Source organism: Azospirillum lipoferum 4B, from assembly GCF_000283655.1.
Lineage (GTDB): Bacteria > Pseudomonadota > Alphaproteobacteria > Azospirillales > Azospirillaceae > Azospirillum > Azospirillum lipoferum_C.
In genome coordinates, this window is sequence record NC_016622.1 from 672,688 (window position 1) to 695,807 (window position 23,120).

Sequence of the window (23,120 nt, forward strand, 5' to 3'; positions counted from 1 at the left end):
TGAGTGGTGGCGGGTTACTGGCGCGGGAAGCGCAGGAGGCCCGGTTCCACCAACCGCGCCCGCTGCCCGTCGAGATCGGCCCGAGCTGCCCGGACGACGAGCGGTGTCTCCACGTCAGTGAAGTCGATGTCGAACATCGGACCGAGCTGGCGGCGCACCCCTTCGCCGCGGTTGGCGGCCAGCGCTGAGAAGTTGCGCGTCAGCATCCGCCGGGACGGCAGGATCAACGCCTTTCCGGCGCTATGCGGCGGCAGCACCCAAAGGTCGGCGGTCGGGGAATCGACCAGATCCAGCCAGTCGGCCCCCCTCCATACGGCGCGCAACGCCCGCCGCTGCTCCAGGAAGGCCTCGACCCGGTTCTCGTCCTCCATGACCCTGCGGTACTCGTCCATGAGGTCGGCCAGGACATCCAACGATCCCAGGGAGATCGGCCAATGGTCGGCGAGGAGTGCCGGCGAGGGGGTGCCGAAGGCCGTGCAGTCCGAGGTCGTGCCGGTCGAGGTCATGCCGTCCGGCGCCGCGGCGCGAGGCTCGCGAACGCGGTTGGCCGACTGTTCCCGCGACCGCATCTCCCCCTGCTGGCGAACGTCCGCCCGAAGCACGCTCACTTGGCCTCCGAGGTCCTTCACCATTCCATTGATGTCCCTCACCGCCATATCCATGCCCTGAACCTTTTCGGTCAGCTTGTGCAGTGCACGGATGAGTTCGGCGTTCTCCGTCTCTAGGGTCCTGCGTTGCGGGTGCAACGTGCGCCAGACCGGCATGAACAGCGCGCCGACGATCACGCCCCAGAGGAAGGCAGCCAGAACGTACGTGCCGGTCAGCCACGCACCGGATTCCGCCCCGCCGGACGGATCGGCGGCAAGCACGGCGGCCGGCGTGCCCGCGATGTACGCCGTTGCGCAAGCGCCGGCCATCAGGATCCGGCGCCCGATCATTGGATGAACTGCCTGTTCACGTTGAGATACGTGTTCAGCGCCCGCAGCGCGAGGATGAACGGCGGCTCGATGCCCATGGTGCGGACAGCATCCTTGCCGCGCCGGAACATGGCGGCGGCCTGGTTGCGCTCAGCCACCAGGGCTTCGTTAACCTGGGTCTTGACGTGGGACTTGATCACCGTGTCGAACGGCACGATCCGGCCCAGTTCGGACCTGTAGCAGGTGACGAAGCGTTCGAGCTGGCTGAGGTCGCCGCAACGCCATTCCGCCGTGGGGTCGAGCATGTCGGCGCGGCTGTCCCATGTGCAGGGCTTACCCCCGATCAGGATCGACTCGCCGATGATCGAGGGGGGCAGTTCCTCCTGGTTGTAGCGCAGTTCCGCGGCGTCGGCCCGGTCGATCAGCAGCCCGAAGGCGACTTCTTCCTTCGGGTTCTTGCTGTAGGACAGCGTCAGGTGCTGTTCGGGAACGCCGTTGTCCTTACCGAGCCCGGCAGCGGTGTTGAACAGCGCGGTCATGCGCTCGGCCACTGTGGTGCCGACGAGCTCCCGCATCATCAGACTGCCACGACCGCCGTAGCAGACCTGGATGGTGCCGGCGTCGGCGCTGCACACGCCAGAGCGGACCAGCGCCCCGTACACCAGTCCGACGTAGTACAGCAGGCCCGCCATCGCGAATTCGACGGTGGCGTGCAGTCCCTTCGCCCCAGGCGTTCCACCGATGGCCGCACGCTCCTTCTGGAAGGCCTTGCTGAAGGTGTCGCTGTTGACGAAGACCTCGGTCGCGTTGAAGACTCTCTGGGTTTCCTGCACGGTCGTCTGGAACTCTTCGTACGCCTCGCGCAGCGACTGGCTCTGCCGCGTCAGGGCGAGGATGTATTCCTTCTGCCGCGCGAGGTAGCCGATCACGATATCCCGGCCGGCGAAGCGGACCGAACTGCGCCACACGAGCCTGCGGGACTGCCACAGCGAGATGTCGGTGGTGCCGCCGCCCACGTCGAACGTCACCACGGTGCCGGTCAAGGCGATGCCGTGGCTGTGGAAGTACAGTGCGGCGCAGACGCTCTCCGGGCTGGTCCGGGTCTCATCGGGCGCCGGCACGTTCTGCTGCGAGGACAGCGCCGTCCCCAGCGCTTCGGGAATGATGCCGGTATAGTCGGCAAGCTGCTCGCCCTTGAACGCTTCGGGGTAGGAGAAGAACCAATGGACGTCGGCGGGATTCATCCCCTCCGCCGCGGCCTCGGCCATCGCCTCCAACGCCGCTTGGGCAAGGAAATCCTGGCGGCGGTTACGGTCCTCGGGAATCTCCGACCATTTGAGATCGAAGCGCAACGCCGAGTTGCCGTCGCCGCGCAGCGCGTTCAGCGTTACTTGCACATCGCGGACGTAGTAGATCCGTTCGGTCCACAGCGGCCAGCGCGGCATGCCCTCGTTCGGCAGGTTGCTGCGATCCTGAAGCACGGACTGGAACGGCAGCGGCCGGTCGCTCAGTGGCAGGAACTCCAGGGCATGCTCGTCCTGCGCCTCGGTGGCCTGCTCCTGGCCACGGAAGGGTGAGATGCAACGGTCGCGGAAGACCACCCGCTCCGGCGGGCGGCTGTCGCGCCGGTAAAAGATGCAGGTGTTCGTTGTTCCGAAATCGACGCCAATTTTCCAGTTCGACGGCTTTCGCGGAGCGACCTGCTTGGCCTCCGCCGCCAGGATCAGGCCGACCGGCAGGCGGGTTTTCAGGCCGCCGGCCTCGACTGCGGCGACGGTGCAGAGGATCGCTTCCGGCTGCTGGGTCATGAGCACCATGGCCCGCACCTGTTGCCGCTCCTCGCGGAGCATGCGCCGGCGCTTGCCGTCGAGGATCGCCGTTTCCAGGCCCTGGGGCAGCCGGGCCGCGTTGGCGACGCGGTGCGCGGCGGGGGCGGCCGGCTTCAGGGCGGTCAGCAGGTCGGAACGCGTGACCGGGAGCGTCGGCGTCAGGCTCTCCTCCGGATTGACGCCGTAGAACAGGTAATAATAGTCCCAATGAACCGACTGGAAGTCGGGCCAGACCGACAGGCTGGCCGGCGATGATGCGCGGTGCGCCTTCGGGTAGAATCGCGACAGCTGGCAAGGACGGCTGTTCTCCCGGTCGTCCAGCAGTTCGACCCGAAGCATCACGCGATACCCGCCGCCCTCCGGCCGGATGACGACGCGCTCCCGCAACTCCGACGGCGGGAACAGAAGGAGCGCCAGCGGCGTCAACGGCAGGGTGAAGGATTCCGCGGCACCGTGCGTGGTGATGGCGCCTTCGCTCAGATGGCACAGGGCCGGCGTGAAGAGATCGTCGATGCCGATGGCGAGGAAGCCGCCCGCCGCGGCCCCGTCGATAACCCTCTGGCGGTGGGCCGGGTGGCGCAACGCCGTCTCAAGTGTGTCGGTGTCCCAAGCGCGGATGGCCGAGGAGGTGCTATTGAGGAGGCTGGGGAGCCGCTCGTCCAGCAGCAGAATGCCGGCGAGTGCTTTCCGAAACTCGGCGCGCGTCGGGATCGCGGTGTCGTAGCGCTGGCGCGGAATCAGCGCTTCGAAGTGGTTGATGAGGGAGTAGAGAGGCGGCGGCAGTTCGAATTGCTGCGGAACCGAGTACACCTCGGTGTCGTCCAGCGACAGACGACCCTTCTGCCCCATGGCCTTGGCGAACGTCCGTTCGAGCGCTTCGGCGAATTCTTCGAGCCGGGTCAGCAGCTGCGACAGGCGCCGGTCCCGCGGGCCATCGGTTTCCAACGGGCGCAACCCCTGCTGCAGAGCCTTTGCGTAGCGGGCGATGAGCCCGAGTTCCTCGGGCGTCAGGTTGTCGGCGCACAGCGGATCGTCCAGGCCGCCGCCCGGCGACGTGCGCCATTCGATCGTCGCGTCCAGCGCCGCCTCGTGCCCTCGAACCGGACAGATGAGGACGTGCGGCACGATCATCGCCAGCGGCCGGCCGTCGAGCGTGAGGAAGCCGATCTTCGACCATGTCTGCGTGGCGACGAGCGAACACGCCGGGCGCAGGCTGTGAGCGACCCTCACGAACATCGAGCTGCCGTCATCGGGCTCCGCCAGCGCCTGGACATCGATGAGGCGGCTCTGCAAGGCCATGCCCCGCTGCGCTGACAGCGCAAGCAGGCCGATTAGCCCACGCCATTCGCGCACGCTGCGGCGATGCAGGGGATGGCTGACGTCGAGCAGCGCGCTCTCGAACACCATCGCCTGTGCCCACACGTCGGGAATGGACAGCAGATCTTCGTCACTTTGCCCTTCCGGCTGCTGTGCGAGACACTGGGCCAGCTTTCCAAGCCACTCGTAACCCGTTTCCTGGACCCAGACGCCTGGCGTTTCCGGCGAAGGGAGAGCGTCGGAATTGAGGGGAGAGAGCAGATGCTGCGTGGGCATCAGGCGGTATCCTTGGGCAGAACCGAACGACGGGTTGGCCGGAAGAGGTCAGGTCGGGCGTATCAGGGGCTTCCCGTCGCCTAGCCTGCACTGGTCGAAGAGCGCTTCAACGAATGCCGACAGCCCCTCGGAACCGGCCGGGGGGACGGCCGCGTTGAGATTGTCGAGAATTCTGTCGAACGATGCCGTTCCCGGGACCGAGTCCGTCACCAGATCGGCGAACACGGGTTTGGCGCGCCCGAACAGTTCGTCCTGAAGGGCGAGCAGCCCTCGCTCATCCGGCACGCCGTCGGCGCCGACGGCATTGTCGTTGAACAGGTCGACGGCCAAGCCGTCGTGACTGCTGCAACGAACCAGCGTGACCATCCAGCGCAGGAACGCATGGCAATAGCTGTCCAGCTTCGTCCGGGCGAGCTGCGCCGAATCGCCGTCGAGCTGGGCGTGCGTGTCGGCGAGAAGCCTGCGGTACCAGGAATGCCGCTCGTAGCGCCAGTGGACGGAGCGGTCGAGCAGCGGCGCGTAGATGGCACGAAAGGCTACGGCGAAGCGCAGCAACCCTCCCAAGGCGGCTTTGACGTCGCTGCTGGCGCCGGGGGGGCTGGCGATAGCGGGCAGATCGTCCCAGGTCAGGGTTGGCGCCGCATTTCTGGCAATGTGCAGTACCTTCGCATTGGGAATGGCGCCGCCGTGGAAGAAGCCGGCAGCGGCGAGCGCGCCGTAGAGTTCCGGAAGCAGGGGCGGGTTGCATTGCGCCCTTCCCCCCGTGCGCGACGCGGGGAGAGGCAAGAGCCGGGGCCAGCCGAACATGAAAAGGTTGTCGAACGCCGGCCCGGCCGGCCCCGGCTTGGACAGCAGATCCTGGTAGTGTTCGAGCGCGCCCCGCGACTGATGGATGAAGGCTCCGGAATGCGCGATGATCGCCCCCGAATCCGTTGGCGGGGCGTAGCTGAAATAGGGAAGGGCCAGCGCCCCCGAGATCGTCACCCGGGGTGAGTTCAGGGCCTCCCGAAGGCGGCGTGCGATGACCGGAAAACCCGACGCCCCGGTTCCACCGAAGACCGACCCGACCAGGAAGATCCGCACGTCGCGGTTCTGGTTCGCATCCTGCTGAGCGGCGAAGACGTCCTGCCAGAACTCGTCGTCCGATTCCACCCGTGCACCGATGACGGCCGCGCCGATCGCCGGCCGCGCCCGGAACCCATGCGACAGATCCATTTCCTGCTCTTCGCGCAGGTAAAGAGCGTCGAACAGATCGCGGCCGTCGTCCTCCATCCGCGAGTGATGGAAGAGATCCCGCATTGAAGTGATTCCGGCCGGAACCTGCGACCAGGATGCCCCGGACACCGCCGTCTGTACCGAGGTGCGGAACAGCGGAGCCTTGGGGGACAACTGGCTGTTGCCGGGATTGCGCAGCGTTGCGCGTGTAACCTGATACAGCTTGAGCAGGTCCTTCGTGCGCTCAAGGTTCCCGTTGCTGGAGTCCGGGTCCACGAAGCCCATCCACAGCTCCTCGGGTCCCAGCCCCGCGGCGCAGAGGTGAAGCATCGCCTCGCCGCAACGGGCGCCGGTGCCGCCGACGCCGATGAAATAGCACTTGGTCATGATTGTCTCCGCATGAACAGCCGGTTGCGGAAGAGGACAGACGGCCGCATCGTCGGCCGTGTGGCAAGGAACGTCGCCAAGTAATAGAATAAAAGGAACAAGACCAGCGCCATGAGGACGATGTGGGTCGTGTAGCTGGTGCGCATTGCGTAAAAGAGCTGGTCGATCTCGTAATAGACGATGCCGGCGGTGACGATCATGAAGAACAGGGTGTTGAAGACCCAGAACGGCGACAGTGTCGGGACGTCCTTCGGGTGGTGCACGGATTTGAAAAGCGCGCATAGAAGCCAGACGAGCGATGCCAGGATGGCGGTGCCGACGCTGGACACGGTGACCACCCCCAGCCCGAAGCGCAGATCCTCAAGGGCGAAGCGCAACGACCTTCCATTGATCTTTTCGTCCATCAAGGGAGCAAACAAGCCGGGATCCAGCATGTTGAGCAGCGCAACGATGGTGACGCCCGCAAGGACCTGAATGAACACGGTCAACAGGATGGGACTGAATTTCTTCATCGCTGCCTGTCCTCAGTCCAGTTTGAAAGCTATGCGGAACGCGTGAATACGCTCCGCCGAGTAATTGTCGCGGATAATGCGGACCATCAGATCGTTCAGCGAGAGCAGGTTCAGGGTCGGGAACAGAAACCGGTCGGCGCTCTCGGCCGCCTCGACCTTTTCTGGTTCGGGCGCCGCCTTGGATCCCTTGGCCGGCAAGCGCGTGGTCAGCTTCTTTTCCCTTTGCGCCAAGCGGTCGAGCAGAGCCTTTTCCTGGCTGGCGTCATACCCCCATTCCTGAATCCAATGCCGCACGGGCGGTGCCGGCTGGAGAGCGGGGATCATGACGGCGGCGTCCAGCGTGTAGGGGACCTTCGGGCGCAAGCCGTATGTCGCCGCCGGTTGGGGGAAGACGTCAAACGACAGCCGATCCGTTTTGCCCTGGGTCAACCGGAGAAGACCGGGATGATCGTCGTCTTCGACCCAGCCGTTCTCGCACCCATGCCGGCCGTCCCCGAAGAAATGAAGGGTGGATTTGGCCGATGCTTGGGTGATGTCCGGCACGGCGGCCTGGGCGGCATCCCAGCCGGTTTTGGTGTCCTCCTGTTCCAGCGTCACCTCGGCGCCGCCGGCGCGCCGGCCGATGGCGATCTGCTCGACTGCGGTGTGCGGCACGTCCTTGGACAGCAGCGATGCCGTCGCGGCTCCGTCACGCAGGTCGATCCGCTGCACCCAGCCCCGCTTGGGCAAGGGGCGGCGCGAGTAGACGGCTAGGTGATGGCTGCCGGCGGGCATGCCTTCCAGAACCTCGGACCGCAGGGTGTCGTACATGGACCGAACCCTGGCGTCGGGGCCGACCAGCAGCACGTAGAAGGGCCGGAAGCCGTTGGTGAGCTGAACCCCGCTGGGCGTGGTGGCGAGGTCGAACACTCGCCCGTTGAAAGGCGCCTGCACGCCGATGATGGCTACGGTCAGATCCTTGTGCAGGATGTCGGCCAAAGTTTTGCGCAGCGGGCCCGAATCCCCGCCGTGCACCTCGGCCGCGCTCAGGAAAAGGTCGCTGACGATAACGCTGGTCGTGTCCGATTCCGAGGCCGCACGCCGCAGCACCTCGTGCAGATGGGTGGCGCCGGCCGACACTTGCGTGTTCGAGCCGCCGGCCTGGGTCCGGTAAAAGCCGTCGCTGAGGATCTCGGCTTCCAGCTTGCCGGAATGGGGGCGCGGCTCAATGCCGGTGGCGAACCGGAAGACCTGCATGCCTATAGCCGACCGCGCGAGGCTCTGCGGCAGGAAGCGGAGGGCTTCGAGGTAGGGCGATTCACCCCGGACGGTGACAAAGCCCCGCATCGAGCCCGATCCGTCGAGGTAGAGATGAACCGGGCCGCCTATGTCCACCGCACCGCGCGGGAGCATTGCGGACGCTTCCTTCGGGGGCAGGGGAAGGCATCCCGGCCGCTTGTCCTGACAGGCCGCCGCAAAAAGGCATATGGCGCCGAGAAGGCCGAACCGCACCGTCGTTCGCCGCCACGTCGCTGCACGCGGTGCGGCGTGGCCGGGGCTGTGGAGCCTGTTACCGGAGGTTCCCATCGTGTTCAGCCGTCTGCCTCAAAAAATGCAGCAAAGGTATAGACTAGATCCACGCTGGATCGATGCCTCGCCCACAATGAATGCACATTGCAAAGCATTCGTTCAAGATATTTCTTCAAATGTATTAAATACATAGGTGTTCAAGGCGAATGATGGTCAGGGATGCGAGAGGATATCTTGAGCCGTGCGGTGTTTTGACGCTGCTTTGCTGATGTCGCTTGCTGGACATCTGAAAAATGGCAAGGCGTTCCGGATACAAATTCCGGCTGATCGTTTTTCTTGCACGCGAAAAGAGATGTGCTATCGAGTGCGGTGCAGGATGAGGAGGGTGCGGTGGTCGCGCGTGAGTACCGGTTCGATGCAGCCGCACTGGAAATATGGAGAGCCTCCGGTGCTCCCATGGCGGCAGTTGAAGAGTTGGTAATTCGCCTCCTTCAGGCGGATCCGGCGCTGACCGGCCTGGAGGTCTCCCCTTGGAAGGGCCAGGACCAGGGGTGGGACCTTCTGGTGACAGCCGAACTGGGCTCGACCTGGATACCGGCGGGACGTTCCGGCTGGATCGTCGGAAATGCCCGGACTTATGTAGCATCCGCCACCATGGCCGGCGGGTGATCTGGCCGGGTGAGTACAAATCATGAACTTGACGATTCACAGCGGAGTCGTGGCCGGGTAGACTCGGGCAATCACCGTGTCGGAGATCGCCATGCCCCGTCGCACCAAAAGCCAGCACTTCCTTCTCAGCGCCGCGGCGCGCACGCTGTCGCTGGCGACCGTGCTGCGCCTGTCGGACACGGAAGCCGAGACGGTGTTCGCGGCGATCCGCTGGCCGGAGACGAACGGGCGTCCCGTGTGCCCGGCCTGCGATTGTGATGCGGTGTACGACTGCCGCCGGCCGAGCGGTGCGCCTCGCTGGCGCTGCAAGCGGTGCCGCAAAGACTTCTCCCTCACCTCGGGCACGCTGTTCGCCTTCCACAAGCTGGCGCTCCGGATGTACCTCGCCGCCGTGGTGATCTTTGTCAACGAGGTGAAGGGCAAGGGCGCGCTGCCGCTATCGCGTGACCTGGGCGTCCAGTACAAGACGGTGTTCGTGCTGGCCCACAAGATCCGCGAAGCGATGGCCGCCGAGAGCCGCGGCGTCGTAATCGGCGGCACGGGCAAGGCAGCGGAGATCGATGGGGCCTACTTCGGCGGCCACACGTCCGCCCGGAGAACCGCAAGACGGAGCGCAAGGACCGCCGGCTTGCTATCAACCAGACCGGCAAGCGCCGGTGTGTCGTCACCATCCGCGAGCGCGACGGCCGCACCCTGACCGGCGTGTTCCCGTCCGAGGACGCCGCCGGCAGCTTCATCCGCTCGCGCGTCACCAAGGGCACCGAAGTGCATGCGGACGAGTCCAGCGCCTGGAACGACCTGCACGCCCGCTACCCGATGCACCGCATCAACCACCAGGACGCCTACAGTCAGGACGGCGCCTGCACCAACGGAGCGGAATCCTTCTTCTCGCGCATCCGCCGCGGGGAGATCGGGCACCATCATCACATCTCGGGCCTTTACCTGCACCGCTACGCCCAGGAAGCCGCCTTCCGGGAAGACCACCGCCGGACCAGCAACGGCGAGCAGTTCCGTGCTGTCCTCGCCCTGGTGACGCGCAATGACCCGTCAGTGGACTTCTGCGGCTACTGGCAGCGCGCTTACGCGGCGTGATCGGCGGGTTCGGCCGGAAGGCGCCAGCGGGCGCCCAGGCCATTGCCGATCTTCTCCACCGTGCCCTTGCCTTTCTGGGCGGTCAGGGTGTTGAGCACGCGCTGGATGAAATCGGAGCGGGTCTTGCGGTCTTCCGGATCGAGCCCTTTGTCGCGCATGGCGGCGACGGCGATCTGCTCAGCGGCAACGACACGTCCCTCTGCCATGCGCAGCGCCTCCAGGCAGCGGCGCGCCAGCTCGCCGGTGGCGAAGTAGTGGGAGCGCGCCGCCGGCGGCCTCTTCGGCGCGATGCTCTCCGGCTCCAGCTCCGGGGCGAACAGGCGCAAGGTGGCGTCCAGATGCACCAGGTCGGCCCGGTGCTGAGCCATTCGCTTCTCAAGCTCAAGGATTGCCCCGGAGATCTCGGCCCGCTTCTCCCGCAAGGCGCTGACGACGTGCGGCTCGCCCATACTCCATGCCCCTCCTGTTCGGCTTCAGGGCTGTAAAGGCCGAATGAAGTTTGGCCCATCCGCATTCCCGATGCAGATCGAAGCGAGGATGAGCACATAGAGGGAACGATTTTCCTCCAGAGCCCCGGTTTCCTTGTCCAAATCACTGCTTTCGTTGCTCCCAACCGGCCTTGTCGTCGATCAGGTTTCCGTCGACGCTGATCGGGTGGCGATCACGGCCCACATGCGGGCCACAAGGGCGGCCTGTCCGCTGTGCCATTGCCCCTCCGCACGCGTCCACAGTCGGTACTCCCGACATCTGGGCGACCTGCCGTGGCAGGGCCGGGTTGGCGACCTCCACCTGCAGGTTCGCCGCTTCCGGTGTGCGGTGGCGGACTGTCCCCGCCGCATCTTCGCCGAGCCGCTGCCCACGGTGGCGGCCCCTCGGGTCCGGCGCACCCGGCGGCTTGCCGAGGCGCAGCGCGCCATTGCACTGAGTGCCGGCGGAAATCCCGGCGCCCGGCTGTCCACACGGCTCGCCATGCCGGTCAGTGGCGACACGCTGCTGCGCCTGATCCGCGCGGTGCCCGTGGTGCCGGCCCCACCGCCTCAAATCGTCGGGATCGATGACTGGGCTTGGCGCCGGGGTAAGCGCTACGGCACCATCATCGTCGATCTCGAACGCAACCGCCCCATCGACCTCCTGCCCGACCGTCAGGCCGACACCGTTGCCGCATGGCTGAAAGCCCATCCTGGTGTCGAGATCGTCGCCCGTGACCGTGCTGGCGCCTACGCCGATGGCGTCCGTCAGGGCGCGCCCTCCGCTACCCAGGTCGCGGATCGCTGGCACCTCCTGCACAATGTGACCGACACCTTGCGGGAGGTCCTCACCGGCCATCACCGCGACCTCCGAGCCGCCGCCAAGCTGGCTGTCGCTCCGCTGGGCAAAACCGAGCAGGACCCGCACCTGCTGCTGTCGGATGAGGTTTCCAGTCCACCGACCCGGCGAGAGCAGCGGAGCGCTGCCCTTCATGCCGCCCGCCATGCCCGCCATGACGAGGTCGTCGCGCTGAAAACCCGCGGGTGGTCGCAAACGCGTATCGCTGAAACGCTCCACCTCGATCGCAAAACGGTGCGGGTGTGGCTGCGGTCCGGGCAGCCGCCGGCATGGCGTCAGCCGGCCAAGGGGAGCCGGCTTGATCCGTTCCTCGATCACCTGCAGCAGCGCTGGGATGACGGCTGCCACAACGCCGCTCAGCTCTGCCGGGAGATCAAATCCCTCGGCTTTACCGGTCAGCGGACACTGGTTCGGGACTGGGCACGGCCTCTGCGACAGGCCGTAGGAAGTGCAGCATCCATGGCATTGGCATCATGGCCGGCACCGTCGCGCCGACGGGCAGCATGGCTGGTGATTGCCGACGAGCATGAGGTCGACCCGACCGAACAGGCCTTCGTCTCGGCCCTGATCGCCCGATCGCCGGAACTGGCACGGACCATCACCGTGGCCCGTGCCTTTCGGGCGATGGTCCGGGGACAACGAGCCGGAGAGTTGGACAACTGGCTGTTGACGGCGGACGGCACCCCCTTGGCGGGCTTTGCCAATGGTTTGAAGAGCGACCTTGCCGCTGTACGGGCGGCTCTGTCGCTGCCGTGGAGCACCGGGCCGGTGGAGGGGCAGATCAGCAGGCTGAAGACGATCAAGCGCATGATGAACGGCCGCGGCGGCTTCGATTTGCTGCGTCATCGCGTGCTTGAGGCTGCCTGAATGCACAAGCCTAGGCTGCTACCCTGCACCGGGAATGCGGATGGGCCCAGCGCCGGCCTTCCGCGTCACGGTGGCTCAGCTTGTCGGTCAGCAGCCGGGCGGCGCACGCGAGCCCGTCTACGGTCAGCGTGCCCGCGGTCTTGCCGCTTGGGCTGGGAAACAGCGGGCCATCCCCGCACGCCTGCTGGCGGTGGCGCAGGACCCTGAGTGCCAAGGGCGGAAGCGGAAGATCGCGGCGGGCCGCTGCGGTCTTGCCGCCGTGCGCGGCCACCCGCAGCAGGATAAAGCCCGTCTCGCGGTCCTCCTGGATGTCGCTAGCCTGGATGCGCAGCACCTCCCCGGCGCGCAGGCCGAGCAGCAGCGCCAGGGCCATGGCGTCGAGCGTCTGCCGGCTGATCGGGCGGGTGCCGTCCGCCTCCCGCTGATAGATCGTGCGGCCGTCCAGCAGACCGAGCGCCAGGGCGAGTTTGCCGAGTTCACCGTCGCTCAGAATGCGGTCCCGCGAGCGCTCCGCGGCGGCCGATACCAGCAGCCGGTCGGCCGTGCCGCGGGTGGGAAGCCATCCCTTATCCTCCAGGTGCCGCCACAGCGCGGTGATCACGCTGCCCAGCCGGCGCGTCTGCACGCCCTTTTGCTTGGCCTTGGCTTGGCGCCGCGCCTCGCGGTCCACCACGGCCGACAGCATGGCGCGATCGACGTCGGCCGGCGCGAGCTTGCCCAGCGCCGGCACAAGGTGGAGCTTCAGCAGCCGTTCCCGTTCCTTCCAGTAGCGTTCCGCCCGCCCGACTGCCTTCAGGTGCGCGATGTAGAGCGTGGCCGCGTCGGCCACCGTGCGCGGTTTTTCCAGGCCGAGGACCGCCCGCGTTTCGGCCGCCTTCGGGTCCTGGCCGCTGCGCGCCTCCGAGACGATCCGGCCGGCCTCCAGCCGGGCATCGGACAGCGATACCGCCGGATAGGCGCCCAGCGCGACGCGGCGCTGGATGCCCTTGCCGCCGCTCTCCGCGCGGACGCGGCAGCGCAGGTACCACGTCTTGGTGCCGCTCGGATGAACCTGCAATTCGAGGCCGCCGCCGTCCCTCAGAATGGTGCGAACCCCGTCCTTGGCGCGGGTGTGGCGGATCGTCGTGTCGGTCAGTCTGGGCATGGCCGTTCTTAGACTGTCAGAAATACAGTCCGATAAATGGTGTCACAGCCGGTGTCACACAAATCACGGATGCCACAGGAAAGAGTGGCAAATCCAAGCGTAGCCGCGGCAGCCCAGTCAGTCGCCTGTATGATATCACGCTTTCCGGATTAGCCTCGAAACTTCAGCCGCTTGCCGGCATATAGGGTTTCGGCATTTCCAGCGTTTTCCGGCCCTCGCGTTCGCCTTGCCGAAGGGCCTGAAATACTGATGGAGATGCAGAGCGAGGACTATCTGCACAGGCAGCACTTGACCTGAGGGTTCCCGCTGCCTGTGCAGGCGCGTGCCAGCCATCCAGTGGCAGCCCCGCGTCCGGGGCCGAGCGAAAGTCCTGCCGGTCAGGCTCTCCGCTCAATATCATGGGCGTCAAGGCGGTGAGCGTACGATCGCCGCGCAGCTCCGATTGGCGATGATCGTCGGCGACCGGCGTCGTCGCGGTCTTCCACGATCTCCGAATGGCCCGACGGCACCCCCGTTCCGTGGCGTGGCGGAATGGTGACTTGGCTTTCTCGCTCCTGGCATCGAACGAAGATTGCTGTGGTGTGGAGCGAATATTCGTAGGAACAGATAACAATGGCTGCCGACGTGCGCTGAATTCTCCATTCAACAGATTCCCAAATAATGAAACAAAAATACGTCAAAGTTTATTGAAATTATGAAATGCGCGTTTTCGTGTTGGAATGGCTTCTGGGGTTTTCCCTGATTGATGATGGAAGTGAAGATTATAGGCTCATCATCCGGGTGGCTTTCAGTTAATTCCGAAGTCTTGCCGGGAGATGACGTTCAATGTTCAGCTGGTTCAGCAATCAAAGAGTGATCGTGAAGATCCTCACGCCTGTGCTCCTGCTGCTGATTTTCATGGGAGCGATTGCCGTGACGGCACTTCAGCGACTGACTTTGGTTCAGCAGGTTGCCGAATACGCGCTTACTGTGGAGGCTTCGCGTCGCGCGACCATTCTTGATATCGGTCGTCATCTCAACTCAGCAACCGCTGCCGAGAAGAACGTCATTCTCGAAAATGTTCCCGACGAACAGCGACGCTTCGCGGCGCTGTTCACCGAGGCGATGGCACTGACGGACAAGGCGATTGCCGAACTTGCCCTGACTGCCGACAGCGACCTCCGCCGCGAAACGGGCGTGAAGATCAAGGCGCTGGTCGATGCCTATCGGGAGAACGCCTTGAAGGTCATCGACCTCGCCCTGCAGGACAAGGATGACGAGGCTTATTCCCTCAGCATCGGCAATGGGGCGAGGAATCGCCGCGCCGCATCGATCCTGATCGACGAGCGGGTCGAGATCACCCGCCAGGGCATGGAGAAGGCGATCAGGGAGACCCGTGCCGTCGCCGAGCAGACCCACGATGTGGTCCTGATGTTATCCGTCGCCGGCATACTGCTGGGACTGGCGCTGTCGCTGTCCATTGTGATCTATCTGATCGTCCGCCCGCTGAAGCGCATCACCGATTCGATGACCCGCGTCTCACAAGGCGACCTGGATTTTCCCATCGATGGCACGGAACGTCGCGACGAGGTCGGACTGCTCGCCCGTACGCTGGACGTTTTCAAGAGCAATGCGCTGGAAGTCCGGCGCCTGACCGCCGAGCAGGAGGCGCAGAAGGCTCATACCGAGGTGGAGCGCAAGGCCGAGATGCGCCGGCTCGCCGACCGGTTCGAGGGCAGCGTCAGCGCCATCGTCCAGAATGTCGCATCGTCGGCCACACAGATGCAGGGCGCGGCCGGAACCCTGTCCTCGTCGGCGACCCAGTCGACCGTCCAGGCGACCGCCGTGGCAGCGGCGTCCGAGCAGTCCAGCGCCAACGTTCAGACGGTTGCGTCCGCAACGGAGGAATTGGCCGCCTCGATCCTTGAAATCGGTCGCCAGGTGTCGAACCAGAGCGCCATTTCGGCGACCGCGGTGCAGGAGGCCGACCGCACCAACGCCAGCATGCAGCTGCTGGTCGATACCGCGAACCAGATCGGCGCGGTGGTCGACCTGATCAACTCCATCGCCGGCCAGACCAATCTGCTGGCTCTGAACGCCACCATCGAGGCGGCGCGGGCGGGGGAGGCGGGCAAGGGCTTCGCCGTGGTCGCCAGCGAGGTTAAGGCACTCGCCAGCCAGACCGCCCGTGCGACCGAGGAAATCCAGGCGAAGGTGAAGGAAATCCAGAGCGCCACCGGCGGCGCACAGGAGGCGGTTGCCGGAATTGCCGGGATCATCGGGCGGATGAGCGAAATCTCGTCGGCCATCGCCGCCGCCATCGAAGAGCAGAATGCCGCGACCGCCGAAATCTCCAGCAACGTCGCCCAGGCGGCCCGCGGCAGCGAACAGGTGTCCACCAACATCGTCGGCGTGACCAGGGCCGCCACCGAAACCGGCGCGGCGGCCGATCAGGTGCTGACCACCGCGAATGTCCTGGCGACGGAGGCCGACCGGCTGAAGGGTGAGGTTGCCAACTTCATCGGCACCGTCCGGGCGGCCTGACGGCGTACCGCCGGTTGTCCCTCATCGTCCCGCCCGCCGCCGCAACTCCTCGAAGTCGCGGCCGGCGTGGTGGGAGGAGCGGGTCAGCGGCGTCGCCGACACCATCAGGAAGCCCTTCGCCCGCGCTACCGTGCCATATCGCTCGAACTCCTCCGGTGTGACGTGGCGGGCGACCGGGTGGTGGTTGGGGGTCGGGCGGAGATACTGGCCGATGGTCAGGAAATCCACCCCCGCCGCCCGCAGGTCGTCCATCACCTGCAACACCTCCGCCGGTTCCTCGCCAAGCCCGACCATGATGCCGGACTTGGTGAAGATGGTCGGGTCGCGTTCCTTCACCCGCTCCAGCAGGCGCAGCGAGCCGTAATAGCGCGCCCCCGGCCGCACGTCGGCATAGAGTCGCGGCACGGTTTCCAGATTGTGGTTGTAGACGTCGGGCCGGGCATCGACGACGGATTCCACCGCCCCCGGCTTGTTGCGGAAGTCCGGCGTCAGCACCTCCACCGTCGTGGTGGGGGCGGTGTCGCGCAGGCGGCGGATGCAGCGGGCGAAATGAGCGGCGCCGCCGTCCGGCAGGTCGTCGCGGTCGACCGAGGTGATGACGACATGGGCAAGGCCCAGTTCGCCGACCGCCTCGGCCAGCCGGTCCGGCTCGTGGGGATCGAGCGCGTCCGGCCGGCCGGTGGCGACGTTGCAGAAGGCGCAGGCCCGCGTACACACGCTGCCCAGGATCATCACCGTGGCGTGCCGTTTGCTCCAGCATTCGCCGATGTTGGGGCAGGCGGCCTCCTCGCAGACCGTGTTCAGGCCGTGGCGGCGAACCAGCGACTGCGTGTCCTCGAACGCCGTCCCGCCGGGAGCGCGGGCGCGGAGCCAGGCCGGCTTCTCGGCCCGGTGCTCCGGGCGGGCGGTTTTCATGTGCATCGCGGGCAGGGCCATCAGTGGACGAGCTCCGGCTGTTCCGCCGCCGCGGTGACCGCCTGCGGCTGCACGATGATCTTAACGTTGCGGTCCTTGTGGGCGACCAGCTCCTCGAAGCCGCCGCTGACGATGTCGTCCAGCGTGATGCGGCCGGTGATCAGCGGCTGCACGTCGATGCGGCCGTCGGCGATGAAGCGGATGACGTCGGCGAACTCGCCATTGTAGGCCAGCGAACCGATGATCTGCTTCTCGGTGGCGACGATCTCGAAGAAGTTGAAGGAGCTCGGCTCCTCGAAGATGCCGACCAGCACGGTCTTACCGGCCTTGCGGATCACGTCGATGGCGAGCTTCGCGGTGTCGCGGTGGCCGATGCATTCGAACGACACGTCGGCACCGTAACCGCCGGTCAGCGCCTTCACCTCCGCCACCGCATCGCAGTCCTTGGGGTCGAGCACGATGCTGGCGCCGACCTCCAGCGCCTTGGCCTTGCGGGCGGCGGACATCTCCAGGACGATGATCCGCCCGGCCCCCGCAGCCTTCGCGCACATGATGGTGCAGAGGCCGATGGTGCCGGCGCCGACCACCACCACCGTCTCGCCGACGATGCTGCCGGCCTTCTTCACCGCATGCATGCCGACCGCCAGCGGCTCGATCAGGGCGCCGGCCTCGGTCGGGAAGCCGTCGGGCAGCTTGTAGAGCAATTCGGCCGGGACGTTGACCAGGCTGGCGAAGGCGCCGTTGTTCATCAGGCCGGTGAAGGCCAGCTTCTCGCAGATGTTGTACATGCCGTGCTTGCAGTAATAGCACTCGCCGCAATGCTGACAGGCGTCGGCCGCCACCCGGTCACCCACAGCGAAGCCGGTGACACCCTCGCCCAGCGTCGCGATCTCGCCGCTGAACTCGTGCCCCAGGATGCACTGGCCCTTCAGCCCGGTCAGTGGGTGGGGGGTGTCGACGGGGATGAAGACCGGGCCGGCGACATACTCGTGCAGGTCGGACCCGCAGATGCCGCACCAATGCACCTTGATCTGCACCCATCCCGCGGGCGGCGCGCCCGGCAGCGGCACGTCCTCGACCCGGATGTCCTTGCGGCCATGCCAGACGGCGGCCTTCATCGTGGTCGCCGGATCCTTGGTTATCGCATTCATGGTGTTTTCCTCCGGTTTTATCGTTGTCGGCGTTCGCGGTGGCTCAGGCGAAGACCATCCCGCCATCGACCAGCAGCGATTGGCCGGTCATGAAGTCGCTGTCGGACGAGGCGAGGAAGCGCGCCACGCCGACCAGATCCTCGGCACGCGACGGCCGGCCCAGCACGGCGCCGGCGGCGAACATGTCGAAGGCCTCGTTTTCCGACTTGGTGATGCCGGTGTCGCGGAAGCCCTGGTCGATGATCTTCCACATCTCAGTCGCCACCACGCCGGGGCAGATGGCGTTGGCGGTGATGCCTTCCTTGCCGAAGCCGCGGGCGGCGGCCTGGGTCAGGGCCACGACGGCGAACTTGCTGGCGGAGTAATGGGCCAACGGCTCGTAGCCCTGCTTGCCGGCGATGGAGGCGGTGTTGACGATCTTGCCGCCGCCGCCCTGCGCGCGGAAGGTCTTGATGGCTTCCTGCATGCCGATCAGCACGCCCAGCGCATTGACGTCGTTGACCGTGTGCCAGTCGTCCTCGGTGATGTCGAGGAAGGGCTTGGTCTGGGCGATGCCGGCATTGTTGAAGATGACGTCGAGCCGGCCATGGGCCTTCGCCGTCTCGTCGATCATGCGGCGGACGGCGGCACGGTCGCGGACATCGACGGTGACGGCGATGGCTGTGCCGCCGGCCGCGCGGATGGCGTCTGCCACCTGCCGGGCGTCGGCCTCGGTGCGGTCGGCGATGGTCAGCTTGGCACCGTCGGCGGCCAGCGCCTTGGCGATGGTGGCGCCGATGCCGCGGCCGGCGCCGGTGACGATGATGCTCTTGTCCTTGAGATCAGGCATGAGCTGTCTCCTGCCGGCGCGCTGGCGGACAGCCTGCGCGCCGGTGGCGAGGGGTTCGGGAACCGGGAAAAGGGGGCGGGAAGGGGGCCGGCCTCCTCAGTCCGCCTTGGCGATGTGGCCCTTCAGCAGCGCGTTCACTTTGCCGGCCGCCTCCATCTGCACCATGTGGCCGGCGCCGGGGATCACGGCGACCTGTGCCGTGTTCGCCAGAGCCTGGGCGTGGTCGGCGGGGATGACGCGGTCCTCCTCGCCCCAGACGACGAGCGTCGGCGTCCTGGCGTCGGCGATCCCGGATGCCAGCACGCTGGCCTGCCGGCCGTCGGAGAACAGCGACGCCGAAAGCGCCCGCAGCGCCTCGTCCACGCCGTCCAGCCGCTTGTATTTCAACAGGTCGTCAACCATCTGGCGGCTGACAAGGCCACGGTCGGCGAACAGCGTCTCCAGCACCGGTTTCAGGTCGCGGCGGGATGTCGCACCGACGAAGCCCTGGATATAGCCGTTGTCGATTTGCTCACCCAGCCCGGCCGACGCGATCAGCGACAGCGACGCCACCCGGCCCGGCGCGTCGAGCGCCGTGCGCATCGACACTGCACCGCCCATGGAATGGCCGACGAAATGGGCGCGCTCCACCCCGACACTGTCGAGGAAGCCCAGCACCGCCTGCGACAGGCCGGACAGGCTGGGATCGGCGATCTGCTTGGTGGATTGCCCATGGCCGGGCAGGTCGAGCGCGTAGACGGTGGCGCTTTCCGCCAGCGCGTCGATGGTGAACAGCCAGTTGTCGAGGTCGCCGCCGAAGCCGTGGACCAGCAGGACGGTCGGCCCGGTCTCGCCACGTTTGGCGTAGCGGATGGTGCCGGCTGGGGTCTCGGCGGTGTGGTATTGCGGGCCGGCATCCGCCTCGCCGTCGTCTTCGCTGGCCGGGACGGCATAGGCGCTGATGAAGGCGTCGATGTCGTCGTCCGGCACGTCGGGCTCGGCCAGCACGGCGATCAGCGCCTTGACCGGATAGACGGTGCCGGGTTCGCCCAGCACCCGGCGCAGCACGCCGGTCTCTCCCGCCTCGACCACGTTAGTGATCTTGTCGGTCTCGACCTCCAGCAACTCATCGCCGATGGAGATGGTTGACCCCGGCCGCTTCAGCCAGCCGGTGACCTTGCCCTCCGACATGGACAGGCCCCATTTCGGCATGACGATGGGCTTGATGCGCTCGTTCAACATGGAACTCGGTCTCCTGGGGAATTTCTTGCTTTGCTAGGGATGCCCCCTCCCCAGCCCTCCCCCGCTTCGCGGGAGAGGGAGTAATCGCCAGAGCGGCGGAGTTCCCTCTCCCGCCTAAGCGGGGGAGGGTTAGGGAGGGGGCAAAGGCTTGCGCTTACCTCACGCCGCGATGCTGCGCGCCCCCTTGGGCGACAGGGTACGCCGCGCGGCGGCGGCGATGCTGTCGGCGCTGGGCACGTACAGATCCTCCAGCGACGGCGCGAAGGGCACCGGCGTATGCGGCGCGCTCACCATCTGCACCCCGGCCTTCAGCGCCCCGAAGGCGTTCTGGCCGACGAAGGCGGCGATGTCGGTGGCGAGGTTGCAGCGCGGATGCGCCTCGTCCACCACCACCAGCCGGCCGGTGCGCTCCACGCTCTCGACGATGGTGTCCCAATCGATGGGTGACAGGGTGCGCAGGTCGATCACCTCCGCCTCGGTGCCGTCCTTCGCCAGCGCCGTGGCCGCCTCCATCGCGCGGTGGACGGTCAGGCCATAGCTGACGATGGTCACGTCGTCGCCGTCGCGCAGCACATTCGCCTCGCCGAAGGGAATGGCGTAGCTCTCCGCCGGGACCTCGCATTCCAGGCCGTAGAGGTTCTTGTGTTCGCAGAAGATGACGGGATCGTTGTCGCGGATCGACTGGATCAGCAGGCCCTTGGCGTCATAGGCGTTGCTGGGGCAGACCACCTTCAGCCCCGGAATATGGGTGAACAGCGGGGTGAGCATCTGCGAATGCTGGGCGGCGGCGCGGAAGCCGGCGCCGACCATGCCGCGGATCACCACCGGCGTCTCCGCCTTGCCGCCGAACATGTAGCGGAACTTTGCAGCCTGGTTGAAGATCTGGTCGAAGCAGACGCCCATGAAGTCGAGGAACATCAGCTCCGCCACCGGCCGCAGCCCGCAGGCGGCGGCGCCGATGGCCGCGCCGATATAGGCGGATTCCGACAGCGGCGTGTCCATCAGCCGGTTGCCATGCTTGGCGTACAGACCCTTGGTGACGCCCAGCACGCCGCCCCAGGCGTCGTCCTCGCCGTGGGCGCCGGTGCCGCCGACGATGTCCTCGCCCATGACGATGACGGTGGGGTCGCGGCGCATCTCCAGGTCCAGGGCCTCGTTGATCGCCTGCTTCATGCTGATCTTGCGGGACATGTGTTTCCTCCGCGCGTTTCGCGTTTATTGGATTGGCTCAGTAGGCGACGTAAACGTCGCGGAGCAGGTCTTCCGGCACCGGCAGCGGGGCGGCCTTGGCGGCGCGCGTAGCGTCCTCGATCAGCGCGTTCACTTCGCGGTCGATGGCCTGCAACTCGTCGCGGCCGATCACCCCGGCCTCGATCACCCGTTCCGACAGGATGGTCAGGCAGTCGCGGGAGGCGCGGATCGCCTCCAACTCGCCCTTGGCGCGATAGGTCTGGGCGTCGCCTTCGAAATGGCCGTAGAAGCGGACCATGTTGCATTCCAGCAGGGCCGGGCCGCCGCCGTCGCGGGCGCGGCGGATGATCTCGCCGGCCGCCTCGTACACCGCGAAGAAGTCGGTGCCGTCCACCGTGACGCCCGGCATGCCGAAGCCGGTGGCGCGGTCGACATAGCTGTCGCAGGACACTGCCCATTCCATCGCGGTGGATTCGGCATAGCCGTTGTTCTCCACCACGAAGACCACCGGCAGGTTCCACACCGCGGCGAGGTTCAGGCTCTCCAGGAAGGTGCCCTGGTTCGACGCGCCGTCGCCGACGAAGGTGATGCCGACGCCGCGGTCGCCGCGCACCTTGGCCGCCAGCGCGGCGCCGCAGATCAGCGGCGCGCCGGCGCCGAGGATGCCGTTGGCGCCCATCATGCCCTTGGACAGGTCGGCGATGTGCATCGACCCGCCCTTGCCGCGGCAGGCGCCGGTGCTGCGGCCGTAGATCTCCGCCATCATCGCGTGGACGTCGACGCCCTTGGCGATGCAGTGGCCGTGGCCGCGGTGGGTGGAGGCGATGCGGTCGTTGTCGTTCAGGTGCATCATGATGCCGGTGGCGCAGGCCTCCTCACCGGCATAGAGGTGGACGAAGCCGGGGATGTCGCCCTTGGCGAAATCGACGTGCAGCCGCTCCTCGAACTCGCGGATCGTCCGCATGGTGCGGTAGGCCTTCAGCAGCTCGTCCTTGCCGAGGGGGAAGGGATTCTGGGCCATGAGGTGTTTTCTCCCTGGATTGTATTTGGAGTTTAGAAAGCGGCCGTGACGGGCACCGGGGTGCCGGTCAGCAGCCGGTTCTGGCCAGCGTGCCGCATCACCGCGGCGACGTTGACCGTGCGGAAGGCGTCGTCCCGGAGCGTCAGGGACAGACGGTCGCGTTCGGAGAAGGACAGTTCGCGTTCGCCATCCAGCGCGATGGAGCCGGCGGCGACTTCCGGCACGAAGGCCACGTCGGCCGGCATGCGGCGCCAGTCGGTGATGCCGACCCGGGCCATCATTCCCGGCGCGATGGGGGCGTGGAGCGTGGTGGTGTTCTTGCGGCAGTCGCCGTCCGGCGACAGGCGAACCATCAGGCCGCCGCTCTCGTCGCGGCCGACGGGTTCCAGCAGGCCGGCGATGGCCGACATGCCGATCACCTCGGGGTCGGCGAAGGTGACGTAGAGTTCGCGGAAATTCTCGGTTCGCCACAGGGCGCGGGCGCCGATGTAGCGCTCCGTCACCAGCGCCACGTCGACCAGCGCCATGTCGGTGACGGCACCGCCGTTGAGCGAGACATCGATGCGCTTGTTGGCGGCGAAGGCGATGTGCGGCGGCACCCGGCCGGTTACCGCCAGCCCGGTGGCGAGCCCGGTGATCGTCGGCTCGCGATGTTCGGGGAAGGCGTTGTTGGTGCCGGTGGAGATGCCGGCGATGGGCACCGTCCCGCATTCCGCCGCCACCGCCCGGTGGGTGCCGTCGCCGCCCAGCACCACCAGGGCCGAGACGCCGGCCCGCCGCATCTCGGCCGTGGCGCTGTGGGTGTCGGCGACGGTGCCGGTGACCGGCATGGAGACGGTGTGGAGGGCGGGGTAGATGTCCTCGCCGCGCGCTCTCGCCCGCATCATGCCGCGTTCGACATGGGCGCGGATGCCGCCATTCTCCGGCATCATCAGGACGTCACGCACCCCGCAGGCATGCAGCGCCGCCAGCACCCGCAGCAGGATGTTCGCCCGGTCGGCGATCTGCAGGCTGGTGGCGTTGGCGACGACCCGGCGGATATCGCGGGCCGAAACCGGATTGGCGACGATGCCGACGACCGGAGCCAAGATTGCGCCTCCCCCTCGTTGCGGCGCGCCGTTGATCGACGCGCGGTTCGAAGGGGTAAGAGCAACCGCTGTGCCAGATGGCCAGTTCAGCGGATTTTCTTGATTATCAACGGTTGGGGTG

The 23,120-nt window shown here is 66.6% G+C and carries 17 protein-coding genes and 1 pseudogene; 4 read left to right on the plus strand and 14 right to left on the minus strand.

Annotated features, from left to right (window positions below):
* Positions 1-14: 14 nt before the first annotated feature.
* Genes AZOLI_RS03100 through AZOLI_RS03120 form a run of 5 tightly spaced genes read right to left on the minus strand, consistent with a single transcriptional unit; the run spans position 15 to position 7,845 of the window.
* A complete protein-coding gene (locus tag AZOLI_RS03100) occupies positions 15-938 on the minus strand; it encodes a hypothetical protein (RefSeq protein WP_014247117.1) in 924 nt (307 codons plus the stop codon).
* Positions 935-4,339, minus strand: coding sequence for a hypothetical protein (locus AZOLI_RS03105; RefSeq protein ID WP_014247118.1), 3,405 nt, complete (start codon positions 4,337-4,339; stop codon positions 935-937). The genes AZOLI_RS03100 and AZOLI_RS03105 overlap by 4 nt, the downstream gene beginning before the upstream one ends.
* A 48-nt stretch (positions 4,340-4,387) precedes the next feature.
* Positions 4,388-5,941 (minus strand): tubulin-like doman-containing protein, encoded by a 1,554-nt coding sequence (locus tag AZOLI_RS03110; RefSeq protein ID WP_014247119.1) that lies wholly within the window; start codon positions 5,939-5,941, stop codon positions 4,388-4,390.
* On the minus strand, positions 5,938-6,453 hold the full coding sequence (locus AZOLI_RS03115; protein ID WP_014247120.1) for a hypothetical protein: 516 nt from the start codon (positions 6,451-6,453) through the stop codon (positions 5,938-5,940). The genes AZOLI_RS03110 and AZOLI_RS03115 overlap by 4 nt, the downstream gene beginning before the upstream one ends.
* Positions 6,454-6,465: 12 nt before the next feature.
* Complete coding sequence (locus tag AZOLI_RS03120) at positions 6,466-7,845, minus strand: hypothetical protein (RefSeq protein WP_014247121.1); 1,380 nt, start codon at positions 7,843-7,845, stop codon at positions 6,466-6,468.
* A 507-nt stretch (positions 7,846-8,352) separates the two neighbouring features.
* Here AZOLI_RS03120 and AZOLI_RS03125 point away from each other — a divergent pair.
* Positions 8,353-8,631 carry a hypothetical protein gene (locus tag AZOLI_RS03125; RefSeq protein WP_162487960.1) on the plus strand — a complete coding sequence of 93 codons (279 nt, stop codon included), beginning with the start codon at positions 8,353-8,355 and terminating at the stop codon, positions 8,629-8,631.
* A gap of 91 nt (positions 8,632-8,722) precedes the next feature.
* A pseudogene (locus AZOLI_RS33020) lies at positions 8,723-9,723 on the plus strand (IS1595 family transposase).
* On the opposite strand, the gene AZOLI_RS03135 reads toward AZOLI_RS33020, so the two are convergent.
* Positions 9,711-10,172: a hypothetical protein gene (locus tag AZOLI_RS03135; RefSeq protein ID WP_014247124.1), complete on the minus strand. Its 462-nt coding sequence runs from the start codon at positions 10,170-10,172 to the stop codon at positions 9,711-9,713. The pseudogene AZOLI_RS33020 and the gene AZOLI_RS03135 overlap by 13 nt on opposite strands.
* 133 nt (positions 10,173-10,305) lie before the next feature.
* Here AZOLI_RS03135 and AZOLI_RS03140 point away from each other — a divergent pair, with 133 nt between their 5' ends.
* Positions 10,306-11,916: an ISL3 family transposase gene (locus AZOLI_RS03140; RefSeq protein ID WP_162487961.1), complete on the plus strand. Its 1,611-nt coding sequence runs from the start codon at positions 10,306-10,308 to the stop codon at positions 11,914-11,916.
* 10 nt (positions 11,917-11,926) lie between these two features.
* Here the strand turns inward: AZOLI_RS03140 and AZOLI_RS03145 are convergent, their stop codons facing one another.
* Positions 11,927-13,060, minus strand: a complete 1,134-nt coding sequence (locus AZOLI_RS03145; protein WP_014247125.1) for an Arm DNA-binding domain-containing protein — start codon at positions 13,058-13,060, stop codon at positions 11,927-11,929.
* 825 nt (positions 13,061-13,885) lie between these two features.
* On the opposite strand from AZOLI_RS03145, the gene AZOLI_RS03150 reads away from it, so the two are divergent.
* The gene (locus tag AZOLI_RS03150) at positions 13,886-15,583 is read left to right on the plus strand and encodes a methyl-accepting chemotaxis protein (RefSeq protein ID WP_014247127.1); all 1,698 of its coding nucleotides are present in this window, start codon (positions 13,886-13,888) and stop codon (positions 15,581-15,583) included.
* Between the two features lie 21 nt (positions 15,584-15,604).
* On the opposite strand, the gene lipA is transcribed toward AZOLI_RS03150, so the two are convergent.
* The 7 genes from lipA to AZOLI_RS03185 all read right to left on the minus strand — a co-directional run bounded on the left by lipA (position 15,605) and on the right by AZOLI_RS03185 (position 22,999).
* Positions 15,605-16,519 carry a lipoyl synthase gene (lipA, locus tag AZOLI_RS03155; protein WP_014247128.1) on the minus strand — a complete coding sequence of 305 codons (915 nt, stop codon included), beginning with the start codon at positions 16,517-16,519 and terminating at the stop codon, positions 15,605-15,607.
* Positions 16,519-17,649, minus strand: coding sequence for a 2,3-butanediol dehydrogenase (locus AZOLI_RS03160; protein ID WP_014247129.1), 1,131 nt, complete (start codon positions 17,647-17,649; stop codon positions 16,519-16,521). The genes lipA and AZOLI_RS03160 overlap by 1 nt, the downstream gene beginning before the upstream one ends.
* A gap of 43 nt (positions 17,650-17,692) precedes the next feature.
* Entirely contained in the window at positions 17,693-18,478 is a 786-nt protein-coding gene (locus AZOLI_RS03165) for a glucose 1-dehydrogenase (protein WP_014247130.1), read from the minus strand.
* A gap of 96 nt (positions 18,479-18,574) precedes the next feature.
* Entirely contained in the window at positions 18,575-19,699 is a 1,125-nt protein-coding gene (locus AZOLI_RS03170) for an acetoin dehydrogenase dihydrolipoyllysine-residue acetyltransferase subunit (RefSeq protein WP_014247131.1), read from the minus strand.
* A gap of 159 nt (positions 19,700-19,858) precedes the next feature.
* Positions 19,859-20,890, minus strand: a complete 1,032-nt coding sequence (locus tag AZOLI_RS03175; protein ID WP_014247132.1) for an alpha-ketoacid dehydrogenase subunit beta — start codon at positions 20,888-20,890, stop codon at positions 19,859-19,861.
* Positions 20,891-20,927: 37 nt separating this feature from the next.
* Positions 20,928-21,911, minus strand: coding sequence for a thiamine pyrophosphate-dependent dehydrogenase E1 component subunit alpha (locus AZOLI_RS03180; RefSeq protein ID WP_014247133.1), 984 nt, complete (start codon positions 21,909-21,911; stop codon positions 20,928-20,930).
* A gap of 32 nt (positions 21,912-21,943) precedes the next feature.
* Entirely contained in the window at positions 21,944-22,999 is a 1,056-nt protein-coding gene (locus AZOLI_RS03185) for an ATP-NAD kinase family protein (protein WP_014247134.1), read from the minus strand.
* Between the last annotated feature and the right edge of the window lie 121 nt (positions 23,000-23,120).

Bases quoted from the DNA above. Each gene is read 5' to 3' on its own strand.
- AZOLI_RS03120 (WP_014247121.1), bottom strand. From the start codon at position 7,845: ATGCTCCCGCGCGGTGCGGTGGACATAGGCGGCCCGGTTCATCTCTAC.
- AZOLI_RS03175 (WP_014247132.1), bottom strand. From the start codon at position 20,890: ATGTCCCGCAAGATCAGCATGAAGCAGGCGATCAACGAGGCCCTGGAC.
- AZOLI_RS03165 (WP_014247130.1), bottom strand. From the start codon at position 18,478: ATGCCTGATCTCAAGGACAAGAGCATCATCGTCACCGGCGCCGGCCGC.
- AZOLI_RS03100 (WP_014247117.1), bottom strand. From the start codon at position 938: ATGATCGGGCGCCGGATCCTGATGGCCGGCGCTTGCGCAACGGCGTAC.
- AZOLI_RS03115 (WP_014247120.1), bottom strand. From the start codon at position 6,453: ATGAAGAAATTCAGTCCCATCCTGTTGACCGTGTTCATTCAGGTCCTT.
- AZOLI_RS03160 (WP_014247129.1), bottom strand. From the start codon at position 17,649: ATGAATGCGATAACCAAGGATCCGGCGACCACGATGAAGGCCGCCGTC.
- AZOLI_RS03170 (WP_014247131.1), bottom strand. From the start codon at position 19,699: ATGTTGAACGAGCGCATCAAGCCCATCGTCATGCCGAAATGGGGCCTG.
- AZOLI_RS03145 (WP_014247125.1), bottom strand. From the start codon at position 13,060: ATGCCCAGACTGACCGACACGACGATCCGCCACACCCGCGCCAAGGAC.
- AZOLI_RS03180 (WP_014247133.1), bottom strand. From the start codon at position 21,911: ATGGCCCAGAATCCCTTCCCCCTCGGCAAGGACGAGCTGCTGAAGGCC.
- lipA (WP_014247128.1), bottom strand. From the start codon at position 16,519: ATGGCCCTGCCCGCGATGCACATGAAAACCGCCCGCCCGGAGCACCGG.
- AZOLI_RS03150 (WP_014247127.1), top strand. From the start codon at position 13,886: ATGTTCAGCTGGTTCAGCAATCAAAGAGTGATCGTGAAGATCCTCACG.
- AZOLI_RS03110 (WP_014247119.1), bottom strand. From the start codon at position 5,941: ATGACCAAGTGCTATTTCATCGGCGTCGGCGGCACCGGCGCCCGTTGC.
- AZOLI_RS03135 (WP_014247124.1), bottom strand. From the start codon at position 10,172: ATGGGCGAGCCGCACGTCGTCAGCGCCTTGCGGGAGAAGCGGGCCGAG.
- AZOLI_RS03105 (WP_014247118.1), bottom strand. From the start codon at position 4,339: ATGCCCACGCAGCATCTGCTCTCTCCCCTCAATTCCGACGCTCTCCCT.